Here is a 13370-nt window from a genome sequence, read left to right as displayed (position 1 = left end):
CCTCGCATCGAAAGGAGCGCATGGCCCGCAAGCCCGCCCGCGCCGACAGTGATCTGGCGCAGCTTCGTCGTCCGGAGACACCCCGCAGAGCCCGGATCGAGGTACAGTTCGACGAGCAGACCCTGCTCGGAGCCGTGTTCGGCCAGTACGACGCCAATCTCGTACGGATTGAGAACCGGCTTGGGGTCTATATCGCGGCTCGCGGTGATCGCGTTCAGATCGAAGGCCCGGACGATGCGGTGGCGCGCGCGCGCGACGTGCTCAAGGGCATGTACCAGCGGCTCGAACAGGGGCACGAGCTCGACTCGGGCGCGGTCGAATCGCTGATCGCGATGTCGAGCGAGCCCACGCTCGAAGGCATCATCACCGGCAGCCACGATGCGCCGCCGATCATGATCCGTACGCGCAAGAAGACGATCGTGCCGCGCTCGGGCATTCAGATCGACTACATGAAGGCGCTGAATTCGAAGGACATGATCTTTGCCCTCGGCCCGGCCGGTACGGGCAAGACCTACCTTGCCGTCGCCCAGGCCGTCGCGCAGTTGATGACCGGTTCGGTCCAGCGCCTGATCCTGTCTCGCCCCGCGGTCGAGGCCGGCGAGCGGCTGGGCTTCCTGCCCGGCGACATGAAGGAGAAGGTCGATCCCTATCTCCGCCCGATCTACGACGCGCTCTATGACTGCATGCCGCCCGAACAGGTCGAGCGGCGCATGGCCTCGGGCGAGATCGAGATCGCGCCGATCGCCTTCATGCGCGGCCGCACCCTGGCCGATGCCTTCGTTATCCTCGACGAGGCGCAGAACACCACCCAGGCGCAGATGAAGATGTTCCTGACCCGCTTCGGCCAGAACAGCCGCATGGTCATCTGCGGCGATCCGCGGCAGGTCGACATTCCCGGCGGCGATGCCCAGAGCGGCCTGGCCGACGCGGTGCGCCGGCTCGAGGGTGTCGACGGCATCGGCGTGGTGCGCTTCACCGCGGCCGACGTCGTCCGCCATCCGATCGTCGGGCGCATCGTCGAAGCCTACGAGGGACCGGACGCCTAAAGGCAAACGTCATCCCCGCTTTCGCGGGGATGACGCAAGGGCTAGGCGGAACCGCATGGACCTGGATCTCGACATCGAAGCCCCCTGGCCGCCGGCCGCCGACTGGGCGGACCTCGCCGAACGCGCCGCCGAGGCCGTTGCCGAAGTCGCGCCCGAACTGGCCAATCAACGGCTGACCGCCAGCCTGCTGTTCACCTCGGACGCCGAGGTCCACAGGCTCAACCGCGAATGGCGCGCCAAGGACAAGCCGACCAATGTGCTGTCCTTCCCGATGCTCGAACGCGACGAACTGCTCGATCTTGCTCCCGATGGCCCGCCCGAACTGCTCGGCGACATCAGCCTCGCTTGCGAAACCTGCACGCGCGAAGCCGAAGAGAAGGGCCTCTCGCTGGAGGAACTCGCCGCGCACCTGATCGTCCACGGCCTGCTCCATCTGGCAGGCCTGGACCATGAGATCTCGCCCGAAGATGCCACGGCGATGGAGGCGCTCGAGATCAAAGCACTTGCCCTGATGGGCATTGCGGACCCATATGGGGATGCAAACGACGCAACAGGGGCTTGAACAGGGAATGGCCGAACAGGGCCGCATTGCAGACGCCGGATCTGGAGATCCGGACAGTAGCTACTCGCTTTGGCGCTCGATCCGGCGCTTCTTCGACAAGGGGGACAACGAGCAGTCGCTCCGCGCCCAGCTCGAGGAGGCGATCGACGAGCACGAGGACGACGCGGGCGACACGCAGGGCGCGAAAGGCGATCTTTCGCCGACCGAGCGCCAGATGCTGCGCAACCTCCTTCATTTCAGCGAGCACGACGCCGACGACGTCGCGATCCCTCGCGGCGAGATCATCGCGATCCGCGCCTCTGCAAGCTGGGACGAAGTGGTCGAAGCCTTTGCCGAGCACGGCCACAGCCGCCTGCCCGTCTATGGCGACACGCTCGACGAAGTCGTCGGCATGGTCCTGATCAAGGACGTGTTTCCCTATCTCGCCAAGGGCACTCCGCCCGAGGACTGGGCCACGCTGATGCGCCAGCCGTTGTTCGTGCCGCAGGCGCGCGGCGCGCTCGACGTGCTGGCCGACATGCGCACCAGCCGCACGCACCTCGCCATCGTCATCGACGAATATTCGGGCACCGACGGGATCATCACCATCGAGGACCTGGTCGAGGAGATCATCGGCGACATCGAGGACGAGCACGACGACGCGCCCGAGGCGCTGATCGTGCCGATCGAGCATGGCATGTGGGAAGCCGATGCCCGCGCCGAGCTCGACGACATTGCCGATACGATCGACCCGCGGCTGGCCGAGGTCGAGGAAGCCGTCGACACGCTCGGCGGCCTGACCTTCGTGCTCGCGGGTCAGGTGCCGCCCGTCGGTACCGTGGTCGATCACGACAGCGGCTGGCGGATCGAGGTGATCGCCGGCAACGAGAAACACGTCACCCGGCTGCGGCTGCACCCACCGCGCCCGCACCAGGACACGGAGGACTAGGGTCCATGGCCGTTCGCCGCCTCCCCCCGCTGCGCGCGCTCGAAGCCTTCGTGCGTGTGGTCCGGCTCGGTTCGGCCAAGGCAGCCGCCTCCGAGCTCGGCCTGTCGCCGTCGGCGCTGTCGCGGCGTGTTGCGGCGCTCGAGGATTTCACCGGCAAGCGGTTGTTCACCCGCCAGCACCAGGCGATGAAGCTGACCGACGAGGGCATGGCCTTCTACAATGCGGTGAGCCCCAAGCTCGAAGAGCTGGCCGAGGCGGTCGAGGCGCAGGTCGATCCCGGCCGCGTGCTGCGCCTGCACCTGGGCGTGCCCTCGCTGTTCGGCGGCCAGCGGCTGTTCCCCAAGCTGCCAGAGCTGCGCAAGCTGCACCCGCGCCTGCACATCGACATCGACACGAGCCCGCATTCGGACACGCGTGTCGGCGATACGCTCGACGCCGCGATCATCATGGCGAAGGAGCCCGATCCTTCGTTCCATGCCGTGCAGCTCGATCACAACAAGGTCTATGCGATCACTTCGCACCAGATCGCCGCCGAACTCGGCAAGACGCCCGATCCGGCCAAGCTCGCGCGCCAGACCTTCCTGATCCACCACGACCTGCCCGAAAGCTTCGACGCCTGGAAGGCGGCGATCGGCCTGCCGCGCCTGCAGCCCGCAGCGATCGATCATTTCGATTCGGGCCAGCTGATCCTCGAAGCTGCGGCCCAGGGCCTCGGCATCGCGATCATGCACGACGATCACTTCAACCGCCGCCAGGACGAGCGTCTGGCACGGCTCTTCGACATCGACGTCGAGAGCCCCTATTCCTACTGGTTCATCTGCCGCCCGCGCGACCTCGAGGCACGCCCGGTCAAGATCTTCCACGAATGGATCGTCAAGGCAGGCCTCTGAAAAGACCAAGCTAGGGGATTATACCTAGGCCTGAAGTTACCGGGTATACTTAACGTTCGGTTACCTCCGCCCGCGGGTCGGCCTGTCTTTTGCCGACGAATAGCTGGCGTGAGACTATGACCGACCTTGCCTTTGCCCTGAATACCGATCGCCGTGCCCCTCTGCCCCAGGCGGAAATCGCCCGGCTCATGTCGCTCTATGGCGTCGGTCGGCTCGCCGATCTGGTGCGCGACGCCCAGGCGCTCGCCACGCGCCACCGACCCTCGCTCGAACTCTACAACATCCTCGGCGCCGCCTGCGTCGCGCTCGGCGACTTTCCCGGTGCCGAGGCTGCGTTCCGCGCCGCGATCGCCGTCGACGACCGCCATGCCGAACTGCACAGCAACCTCGGTGCCGCGCTGGAACCGCAAGACAAGTTCGACGAAGCCACGGCCTGTTTCCATCGGGCGCTCGCGCTGAATCCCAACCAGGCATCGCCCCACTTCAACCTCGGCAATCTTCTGCGCCGACAGCATGCCCTGCCCCAAGCGATCGCCTGCTATGAGCGTGCGATCGCACTGAAGCCCGACTATTTCGAGGCGCACAACAACCTGGGCCTGGCCCTCCAGGAGCAGAACGCGCTGACCCAGGCCATAAGCTGCCATCAACGCGCGCTGACGTTGAATCCCAACTATGCGGAAGCCTACAACAACCTCGGCCTCGCCCTGAAAGGCTTGGGCGATCCCGAACGCGCCGTGCAATGCTACAAGCAGGCGCTGGCGCTGAAGCCGGGATGCCCCAAGGCACTGCATAACATCGCCACGGTGCTGCTCGACATCAACGATTATGACGGCGTCATCCAGGTCCTCGACCTGCTGCTGTCGTTCACGCCCGACGACGGTCTGGCCGCGCGCCAGAAGGCCTTCGCACAAATGTATGTCTGCGATTTCTCGGCGAACCGCAACCTGCCCGCGCCGGTGGACCAAGCCGCGCAACGCCTGGCGACCCCGCCCTTCATCATGCTCCCCTTCTTCGACGATGGCGCACAGCAGCTCGCCTATTCTCGCCTGTGGGCGCGTACCCTTGCCTGCCAACCGGCCGAGACTTCCATCCAGAACGAGCCGAGCGACGGTCGCATCCGCATCGGCTATTTTTCCGCCGATTTCCACAGTCATGCCACGATGTTCCTGATGGCCGGGCTGCTGCGAACGCACGATCGGGAGCGCTTCGAGATCAACGCCTACAGCTATGGCGAGATCGTCGATGCGGACGTCCGCGATCAGTTGCAGAGCCAGGTCGATCGTCTCATCGACATCCGCGGCATGACCGATCAGGACGTAGCCAATCTCACGCAAAGCCACGGGCTCGACATCGCGATCGACCTCAAGGGTTACACCGGGCAGTCGCGTTCGCGCCTGTTCTCCGGTCGCCTGGCGCCGGTCCAGATCAACTATTTGGGCTACCCCGGCTCGATGGGCACCGACGACATCGACTACATCATCGCCGATCCCGTAGTAATTCCCGAAGCTTCACGAGCGTTTTACAGCGAGAAGGTCATCTACCTGCCGGGCAGTTACCAGCCCAACGACGATCAGCGCGTCATTGCCGAGACCGGCGCGACGCGGTCCGATTTCGGGTTGCCCGAAGACGGCTTCGTGTTCTGCTGCTTCAACCACACCTACAAGATCTGCCCCGACGTCTTCGACATCTGGATGCGCCTGCTCGATCGCACCGAGGGAAGCGTCCTGTGGCTGCTGGGCTCGAAGGAGACCGCCAAAGCCAACCTGCGCAAAGAGGCCGCGCTGCGCGGCATCGACCCCGATCGACTGGTTTTTGCCGACGGCCTGCCCCACGCCGAGCACCTCGCCCGGCTGCGACTGGCCGATCTGTTCGTCGACACCTTCGCGGTCAACGCCCATACGACGGCCAGCGATGCGCTATGGGCCGGGATTCCCGTCGTGACGCTGGCCGGCGGACAGTTCGCCGCGCGCGTCGGCGCCAGCCTGCTGCACGCGATCGGGCTGCCCGATCTCGTCACGGACAATGCCGCCGATTATGAAGCGCTGATCGCGCATCTGGCCAGCCATCCGCAGGAACTCGCGACGGTACGCGCGCGGCTCGCGGAGAATCGGCTCAGCCAGCCCCTGTTCGATACCGCGGGCTATACCCAGGCGATCGAACGGGCTTTCGAGACCGTCCACCAGCGCAGGCTCGATGGCCTGACACCGGCGGACGTCGTCATCGACTGATTACTCGGCGCTGATCGTCGCCTTGACGATGTTGCCCGGCTCGCGCGGCGGCTCGCCCTTGGGCAGCGCGTCGACGTTTTCCATGCCTTCGACCACCTGGCCCCAGACCGTGTACTGCTTGTCGAGGAAGCGTGCATCGTCGAACACGATGAAGAACTGGCTGTTAGCCGAGTGCGGCGCGCTCGTGCGCGCCATCGAGCAGACACCGCGGACGTGCGGTTCGTCGTTGAACTCGGCCTGGAGGTCGGGCTTGTCCGAACCGCCCATGCCCGTGCCGTTGGGGCAGCCGCCCTGCGCCATGAAGCCGGGGATCACGCGGTGGAACTTGATGCCGTCGTAGAAACCTTCGCCGACCAGCTCCTTGATGCGCTCGACGTGACCGGGGGCCAGGTCGGGGCGCAGCTTGATCTTCACGTCGCCGGTCGAGAGTTCGAAGTTCAGAAATTCGTCTGCCATGATGGTCTCCTGAGGTTTTGCCGCCGGATATAGGGGCAATCACGACAAAGTCACGTAGGCGCTCGATAGTTGCGCCTTGCCCGGTTGCTTTTGCCTCTCTCGTGGCTAGACCCTGCCCCGATGACTCCCGAGGATCTCGACCATGACCTGCTGGAGGACGCCGCCGAGACATCGGGCGCGGCGACCGAAGCCGTGCAGGAAAGCGAGAGCCTCGACGAGGACAACCGGCTGAAGTCCGACTTCGTCCGCCGCGTTCAGGATGCGCTCGAAGCGGGCGAGACCGACGCAGTCTACGACATGGTCGAGCCGCTGCACCCGGCCGACATCGCCGACCTGTTCGAGCTGATCGAGCCCGACGAGCGTCTGCCGCTGGCGCGCGCGATCAACGACCAGATGAGCGTCGACGTGATCGCCGAGCTCAACGACCACGTCCGCGAACTGCTGCTCGAGGAACTGCCCGCCGGCATCATCGCCGACATCGCCGAACAGCTCGACACCGACGACGCGGTGGCGATGCTCGAGGATCTCGACGAGGAGGACCAGCAGGCCGTCCTCGCCGAGATGGAGCCGGAGGATCGCGCGGCGATCGAGACCGCGCTGGCGTACCCCGAGGAATCGGCGGGCCGCCTGATGAGCCGCGATTTCGTCGCGGTGCCCGAGCACATGACCGTCGGCGGCCTGATCGATTTCCTGCGCGACGATCGCCAGCTCGCCACTGAGTTCTGGGAAGTCTTCATCGTCGATGCGCGCCACCATCCGCTTGGCACCTGCCTGCTCTCGTGGATCCTGCGCAGCCCGCGCACCGCGGCGCTGACCGACGTGATGAAGCGCGACCAGACCTTGATCCCGGTGACGATGGACCAAGAAGAGGTCGCGCTGCGCTTTCAGAAATATGCGCTGATCTCGGCCGCGGTGGTCGACGACGACGGGCGGCTCGTGGGCCAGATCACCGTCGACGACGTCGTCCACATCATCCAGGAAGAGGCCAGCGAGGACATCCTGCGCCTGTCGGGCGCCGGTGACGGCGACATCAACGAGCCGATCCGACTGACGGTCAGGACGCGACTGACCTGGCTGCTCGTCAACCTGTTCACCGCCATGCTCGCCGCCTCGGTGGTCGGACTGTTCCAGGGCGCGATCGCCAAGTTCGCGCTGCTCGCGGTGCTGATGCCGATCGTCTCGGGCATGGGCGGCAATGCCGGCACCCAGACCCTCGCCGTGGTCGTCCGCGCGCTCGCGACCAACCAGATCACCAGTTCGAACACCTGGCGCATGATCGGCCGCGAGCTGCGCATCGCCCTGGCCAACGGCATGACCCTGGGCCTGCTGATCGGCAGCGGCACGGCGCTGCTGTTCGGCAACCCGCTGCTCGGCCTGGTGATCGGCTCGGCGATGGTGATCAACAACGTGATCGCGGGCCTGGCCGGTATCCTCGTCCCCGTGACGCTCGATCGCGCCAATGTGGATCCCGCGGTCTCTTCGGCGGTTTTCGTCACCATGGCGACAGACGTGATGGGCTTCTTCTCGTTCCTCGGCCTCGCGGTGCTTTCGGGGCTCGCGGGCTGATGCCGCTGCACATGACCAAGATCGCCTTTGGCACCGAGAGCGCGGCGACCCTGCGCGCCTGGCTCGAGAGCCAGGAGGAAGCACGCACCTCGACGCGCTATCTGCCCAAGCGGGTGGATGAAATGGCCGGCGGCTCGCTGTTCTGGATCCACCAGCACACGATCATCGGCCGCTCGCCGCTGATCGGTTTCGAGCAGCGCGAGGACGGCCGCCACTGGATCCGCATGGAGCCCCGGCTGATCGCCGTGCACCCCAGGGCCAAGCGCGCGCACCAGGGCTGGCGCTACCTCTCGGACGAAGACGCCCCCGCCGATCTCGACGGCGCCATTGCCGAAGGCGACGTGATGCCGGCGCGGCTGGTCGGCGAACTGGCGAAGCTAGGCCTGGTCTGACCCAGACTGCGCCACGACCTTGCGCAGCAGATTCGCATAGGTTTCCGCCCCCTGCGCGCCGGGGATCAGATAGCGACCGTTGACGATCACCGCGGGCACCGCGTTGATTTCCGCCTCGCGGGCCTCCTGCTGCTCCTCGCGCACGGCCTGCGTCAGCGCCGGATCGTCGAGCGCCACTTCGGCCGCCGCGCGATCGAGCCCGACCTGCGCGACAAGATCGAGCAGAACACCACGATCCGAAACGTCGTGCCGCTGCTGGAAGTTCGCATCGAACAGCGCCAGCTTGAGCCGCGTCTGCGCCTCGGGGCCCGAGGTGACCAGCGCCCAGCGCAAAAGCTTGTGCGCGAGGAAGGTGTTCCACAGCCGCCGCTCGGGTTCGGGCTGCGGCCCCAGATAGCGCATGTCGTAACCGGCCTGTTCGGCGATCCCCAACATCTGCGCGGTCGAGGCGGCATCGGGCGTGCGGCCGTATTTGCGCAGCATGTGTGCGGCCAGTTCCTCGCCTTCGGGCGGCATGTCGGGGTTGAGTTCGAAGGCGTGCCAACGCACTTCGGCCGTGACCTCGCCCTCGAGCGTCGCCAGCGCCTGCTGCAGCTGCTTGTAGCCGATCACGCACCAGGGGCACATGACGTCGGAGAAGATGTCGATCGTCAGCGGATCCGCCATGTCTATCGCTCCACCCACCAGCGCAGCAGGGCATTGGCCACGGCCGTGCGCGGCGGCGAACGGAAGGCCTGGCCGCCCTCGCCGCGCTCGATCGCCTGGACCGCGTCCTCCACCTCGGCGCGACTGAACCAGCGCGCGTCCTCGAGCTCGGTGTGATCGATCGTCAGGGCCGGATGGTCCGCATAGGCGTGACAGCCGATCATCAGCGACGAGGGAAACGGCCAAGGCTGGCTGCCGACATAGGAGACGTCGCGCACGACGACGCCAGCCTCTTCGAGCACCTCGCGCGCCACGGCCTCCTCAATCGCCTCGCCCGGCTCGACGAAGCCCGCGAGCGCCGAATAACTGCCCGCCGGAAACCGCGGCTGGCGGCCGAGCAGGAGCCTATCGTCGTGCTCGACCAGCATGATCGTCACCGGATCGACGCGCGGGAAATGCTCGGCGCGGCAGGTCTCGGCGGTGCAATTGCGCTGCCAGCCACCCTTGGCGAGCCGCGTCGGCTGGCCGCAGCGCGCGCAGAAGCGGTGGCGCGCATGCCAGTCGACCATGGCGCGGGCGGCGCCGTAGGTCGCGAGCTCGTCCCCATCGAGCGTCGCCATCGCCTGCCACAGCGCGGGATTGGCCGGCGCCGTGCTGCCCGCCGCAGGCACCGGCGCGAAGCAGGCGCGCCCGTCGCGCAGGCCGAGGAAGACGAGTTCGGCATCGTCAGCAGCATCGGCGAGGCTACCCCATTCGAGGTTACCCTCGGCCGAGATCACCGGATCGAGCCCCGACAGCCGCAGCAGCCGCGCCGCGGGCGTATACTGCGCGGCGAGCAGATCCTCGTTGGAGCGGATATGATCAGCGCGATCGGTGCGCCCACCGACGAAGGCAATGCCCAATGGGTTCCGGCGCGGGTTGGTCTTCACGCGGGTTTCGCCACCAGCGCCATGACGTCTTCGTGCAGCGCCTTCTGGTAATCGCTGAGCAGCGAGTTGGAATTGGGCGGCATGAACTGGACGTAGATCCCCGAACGCACGCCGCCGCGCATGTCGACGGTGCCGACCGTGCCTGCCGCGCCAGCCCAGCCGAATATCCCCTCCTCGGCACCAAGGCCGACGCGCCCGCCCGCGCCGAAGGCGCTCGGCGCCGTCATCATCGCCGGCCCGGCGACACCCGCCGGCAGCAGGTTTTCCGTCCCCAGCCGCACCGCCGCTTCGCTCATCACGCGGCGGCCATTGAGCTCGCCGCGGTTGGCGAGCATGTGCAGGAAGCGGTCGTAATCGCGCGGACTCGAAACCAGCCCGGCGCCGCCGAAGGGGAAGGCCGGCTTGTCGAGATAGATCGAGGTATCGCCAGGATCGATCGGCATCAGGGTAGACCCCATGGCACCGAAATTGGTGGTCAGCCGCTTCGCCTCGCTGGCCGGAACCTGGAAGAAAGTGCTGCTCATGCCCAGCGGATCGAACAGCCGCTGCTGAAGGAAGGCGTCGAACGGCTGACCGCTCACGACCTCGATCACGCGCCCCATCAGGTCGAGTCCGACGCTGTAGCTCCACTTGGTACCCGGCTGGTAGACCAGCGGCACTTCGGCGAGGCGATCGGCGAACAGTTCGAGGCTGCGCACCGACTGGCCGCGATCGAAGCCGGGGATCTTCAGCCGGCTGACCTGGCCGGCGATCACGCCCTTATCCTCGAGCAGGGTCTTGATCGGCCCTTTCTGGATGATCGAATAGCTGAGCCCGGAGGTGTGCGTCAGCAGATGGCGGATCGTGATCGGCGTCTTCGCCGGCTCGAGCGCGTCGTCGGTGATCGCGCCGTCATAGGTCTTCTGCACGCGCATCTGCGCGAACTTGGGCAGAATCTCGGCGATCGGCTGGTCGAGCTTGAGCTTGCCATCGTCGATCAGGATCATCGCCGCCATGCCGGTGACCGGCTTGGTCATCGAATAGATGCGGTAGAGGCTGTCACCGCCCTGCATGTCGAGATCGGTGAAGCTGTCGGTCCCCCGCGCGACGAAGACCGGCTCGCGCCCGGGCAGGCCCAGCGCCGCAATCATGCCGGGGAACTTGCCCGGACCGACCCAGCGCTCGATCACCTCGGTAACCTTGGGTGCCAGCGAGGGTTGCTCGGCAGCCCAGGCCAGCCGCGGCATCAGCGCCGCCCCGATCCCGGCGAGCGCGCCGAGACGCAGGAGTTCGCGCCGGCCCAGCTCGGCGCGCAGCGTTTCAATCTTCATCGATCCGTTTCTCCCATCGCCGCGAGGCCCAGCCGCGCCGCCTTGGCGAACAGCGTTGGCAGGCCGGCCTCCTCGAGCCGGTCGAGCGACCACCACTCTCCTGCGTCGGGCGGCAAGCTAACCACTTCGCTTCCCGAATAAAGCGCCAAGTGCAGGTCGAGCGTAAAATGGGTAAAACCGTGCTGAACCGCGCCGCCCGGCGTCCAGGGTCCGGCGATCGGCCCTTCGCCGCTGCCGTCGCCGCGCGCAGACCAGCCGTCGTCGGGCAAGGCCCGCATGCCGCCGAGCATGCCCTTGCCCGGCCGCTGGACCAGCCAGACCTTTTCGTTGCGCACGATCCAGAAGGCACGGCCCTGTCGATGCGGCTTGGCCGCTTTGGGCGCCTTGACCGGGAAGCGCTCGGGCTCGCCCGCGCGGTAGCCCGTGCAATCGCCCGACAGCGGGCAGAGCAGGCAGCGCGGATTGCGCGTGGTGCAGACCGTCGCGCCGAGATCCATCATCGCCTGGGCAAAGTCGCCGGCCCGCGCATCGGGCGTGATGCGATCGGTCGCGGCGCGGATTTCGGTCCGCCCGCCGGGCAGCGGCGCGTCGATCGCAAAGAGCCGCGCAACGACGCGCTCGACGTTGGCATCGACCACCACCGCGCGCCGCCCGAAGGCGATCGCCGCAACCGCCGCGGCGGTATAGACGCCAAGCCCGGGCAGCTTGCGCAGTTCGTCCTCGCTGTCGGGAAAGCTGCCGCCGCTCTCGGCCACGGCCCGCGCGCAGGCCAGCAGATTGCGCGCACGGGCATAGTAGCCGAGGCCGGCCCAGGCGGCCATGACCTCGGCGTCCTCGGCCGCGGCGAGGTCCGCGACTGTCGGCCAACGCGTGGTGAACTTGGCGAAATAGTCCTTCACCGCCGCAACGGTAGTCTGCTGGAGCATCACCTCGGACAGCCAGACGCGATAGGGATCCGGTGCTGGCGAACCCGGCGGCGCGCGCCAGGGCAGCGTCCGCGCGTGGCGGTCGTACCAGGCGAGAAGGTGCCCCGCGACATGCTCCGATCTGGCGTCCATCGCCGCGCTATGGCATTGGGCCCGACACAATGGAACGGGACCCGCCAGAGAAACCCAAAGCCGTGCCGGCCAGGGCCGGGCCGAAGACCGCGATCAAGCGCTATGAGCGCCCGCGCGGCGGCCAGGCGCGCGCGATCTCGGACCTGATGCCCGAGATCGGCCGCACCGCCTTCCGCCGCTTCGGTTTCGTCCAGTCGAGCGTCGTCACGCGCTGGCCCGAAATCGTCGGCCCGCACCACGCGCGCGTCTGCGCGCCCGAAGCGATCCGCTTTCCACCGGGCGAGAAGAGCGACGGCATCCTGCAGCTCGTCGTCGTGCCCGCCCACGCGCCGCTGATCCAGCACGTGATTCCCGAGATCATGGAACGGGTGAACCGCTTCTTCGGCTACAAGGCCGTGTCCAAGGTCAAGCTGCGGCAAGGCGAGGTTAAGCCGCCGCCTGCTGAAAAACCCGCGGCGCCGCCGTCGCTCAAGCCCATTCCGATCGAGCTCGGCGATTCGCTGCGCGACATCGGCGATCCCGAACTGCGTGCGGTTCTCGAATCGCTCGCGCGCAGCATGGCTACGCAGAAGAAGGAACCGAACTGACGATGCGCCCGATCCGCTTCGCGATCCTCGCCCTGACTGCCGCGCTCTCGATCGGCGCCACCAAGCCCGCCGCCCCGGCGCCGCGCGGCAATTGGCTGACCACGGTCGCGGTATCGCCCAACGGCAGCCATCTGCTCGGCAATCCCGCCGCGCCGGTGAAGCTCGTCGAATATGTCAGCTACACCTGTTCGCACTGCGCGCATTTCCAGCGCGAAGCGGAGATGCCGCTTCAGATTTCCTACGTTCAGCCTGGCAAGGTCCAGGTCGAAGTTCGCCACCTGGTCCGCGATCCGATCGACATGACCGTGGCCATGCTGACCAACTGCGGCACGCCGGCGCGGTTCTATCTCAACCACAGCCTGTTCCTGCGCAACCAGGACAACTGGATGGCGCGGGTGAACAGCGCGAGTGAGGCGCAACGCGCGCGTTGGAACAACGGAGACACCGTCGCCCGCATGCGTGCGATCGCCGGCGACCTCGGTTTCTACGGCATGATGGCGCAGCGCGGCTACGACCGGCAGACGCTCGAGCGCTGCCTCGCCGATCCGGCGATGACCAAACGCCTCGTCGCACAGACCACCAGGGCCCAGACCGACGGTGTCGAGGGTACGCCCAGCTTCATGATCAACGGCGTCCTGCTGACCGCCACCCACGACTGGCAGAGCCTGAACACCCAGCTTCAGGCGCGTTTCTGAGGATACACCTGTGGAGATGTCGGCCGGCGTGACTGCCGCCTGCTTCTAAGCTCCCGCCCCTTGGGCTAGCCTTTCCCT

General features: G+C 66.9%; 14 protein-coding genes. 9 read left to right on the top strand and 5 right to left on the bottom strand.

Annotated elements, in window-relative coordinates; translation table 11 throughout:
- Positions 1 to 20: 20 nt before the first annotated feature.
- From WG901_RS18600 to WG901_RS18580, 5 genes are all read left to right on the top strand, one after another.
- Complete coding sequence (locus WG901_RS18600; protein WP_339588609.1) at positions 21 to 1046, top strand: PhoH family protein; 1026 nt, start codon at positions 21 to 23, stop codon at positions 1044 to 1046.
- A 55-nt stretch (positions 1047 to 1101) separates the two neighbouring features.
- On the top strand, positions 1102 to 1608 hold the full coding sequence (ybeY, locus tag WG901_RS18595) for an rRNA maturation RNase YbeY (protein WP_339588608.1): 507 nt from the start codon (positions 1102 to 1104) through the stop codon (positions 1606 to 1608).
- Between the two features lie 7 nt (positions 1609 to 1615).
- Positions 1616 to 2536 (top strand): hemolysin family protein, encoded by a 921-nt coding sequence (locus WG901_RS18590; protein WP_339588607.1) that lies wholly within the window; start codon positions 1616 to 1618, stop codon positions 2534 to 2536.
- Between the two features lie 5 nt (positions 2537 to 2541).
- Complete coding sequence (locus tag WG901_RS18585) at positions 2542 to 3426, top strand: LysR substrate-binding domain-containing protein (RefSeq protein ID WP_339588606.1); 885 nt, start codon at positions 2542 to 2544, stop codon at positions 3424 to 3426.
- 116 nt (positions 3427 to 3542) lie between these two features.
- Positions 3543 to 5654 (top strand): O-linked N-acetylglucosamine transferase, SPINDLY family protein, encoded by a 2112-nt coding sequence (locus WG901_RS18580; RefSeq protein WP_339588605.1) that lies wholly within the window; start codon positions 3543 to 3545, stop codon positions 5652 to 5654.
- Here WG901_RS18580 and WG901_RS18575 read toward each other — a convergent pair whose 3' ends face one another.
- Positions 5655 to 6110 (bottom strand): peptidylprolyl isomerase, encoded by a 456-nt coding sequence (locus WG901_RS18575; RefSeq protein WP_339588604.1) that lies wholly within the window; start codon positions 6108 to 6110, stop codon positions 5655 to 5657.
- Positions 6111 to 6230: 120 nt separating this feature from the next.
- On the opposite strand from WG901_RS18575, the gene mgtE reads away from it, so the two are divergent.
- Both mgtE and WG901_RS18565 read left to right on the top strand, forming a co-directional pair.
- Positions 6231 to 7676 (top strand): magnesium transporter, encoded by a 1446-nt coding sequence (mgtE, locus tag WG901_RS18570; RefSeq protein ID WP_339588603.1) that lies wholly within the window; start codon positions 6231 to 6233, stop codon positions 7674 to 7676.
- Positions 7676 to 8068, top strand: a complete 393-nt coding sequence (locus WG901_RS18565; protein ID WP_339588602.1) for a DUF1489 family protein — start codon at positions 7676 to 7678, stop codon at positions 8066 to 8068. Before mgtE ends, WG901_RS18565 begins: the two co-directional genes overlap by 1 nt.
- Here the strand turns inward: WG901_RS18565 and WG901_RS18560 are convergent.
- Genes WG901_RS18560 through mutY form a run of 4 tightly spaced genes read right to left on the bottom strand, consistent with a single transcriptional unit; the run spans position 8054 to position 12010 of the window.
- Positions 8054 to 8734 (bottom strand): DsbA family oxidoreductase, encoded by a 681-nt coding sequence (locus tag WG901_RS18560; protein WP_339588601.1) that lies wholly within the window; start codon positions 8732 to 8734, stop codon positions 8054 to 8056. The genes WG901_RS18565 and WG901_RS18560 overlap by 15 nt on opposite strands.
- 2 nt (positions 8735 to 8736) lie before the next feature.
- Positions 8737 to 9642, bottom strand: a complete 906-nt coding sequence (nudC, locus tag WG901_RS18555) for an NAD(+) diphosphatase (protein WP_339588600.1) — start codon at positions 9640 to 9642, stop codon at positions 8737 to 8739.
- The gene (locus WG901_RS18550) at positions 9639 to 10952 is read right to left on the bottom strand and encodes a serine hydrolase domain-containing protein (RefSeq protein ID WP_339588599.1); all 1314 of its coding nucleotides are present in this window, start codon (positions 10950 to 10952) and stop codon (positions 9639 to 9641) included. The genes nudC and WG901_RS18550 overlap by 4 nt, the downstream gene beginning before the upstream one ends.
- Positions 10949 to 12010, bottom strand: coding sequence for an A/G-specific adenine glycosylase (gene mutY, locus WG901_RS18545; RefSeq protein ID WP_339588598.1), 1062 nt, complete (start codon positions 12008 to 12010; stop codon positions 10949 to 10951). The genes WG901_RS18550 and mutY overlap by 4 nt, the downstream gene beginning before the upstream one ends.
- A gap of 29 nt (positions 12011 to 12039) precedes the next feature.
- Between mutY and WG901_RS18540 the strand changes: the two genes are divergently transcribed.
- Positions 12040 to 12597 (top strand): DUF721 domain-containing protein, encoded by a 558-nt coding sequence (locus WG901_RS18540; protein ID WP_339588597.1) that lies wholly within the window; start codon positions 12040 to 12042, stop codon positions 12595 to 12597.
- A gap of 2 nt (positions 12598 to 12599) precedes the next feature.
- Positions 12600 to 13292, top strand: a complete 693-nt coding sequence (locus tag WG901_RS18535; RefSeq protein WP_339588596.1) for a thioredoxin domain-containing protein — start codon at positions 12600 to 12602, stop codon at positions 13290 to 13292.
- Positions 13293 to 13370 lie beyond the last annotated feature (78 nt).

Source organism: Novosphingobium anseongense, assembly GCF_037482895.1.
GTDB lineage: Bacteria > Pseudomonadota > Alphaproteobacteria > Sphingomonadales > Sphingomonadaceae > Novosphingobium > Novosphingobium anseongense.
Note: the sequence above shows the minus strand (reverse complement) of the source record. Positions and strands in the feature narration are given on the sequence as shown.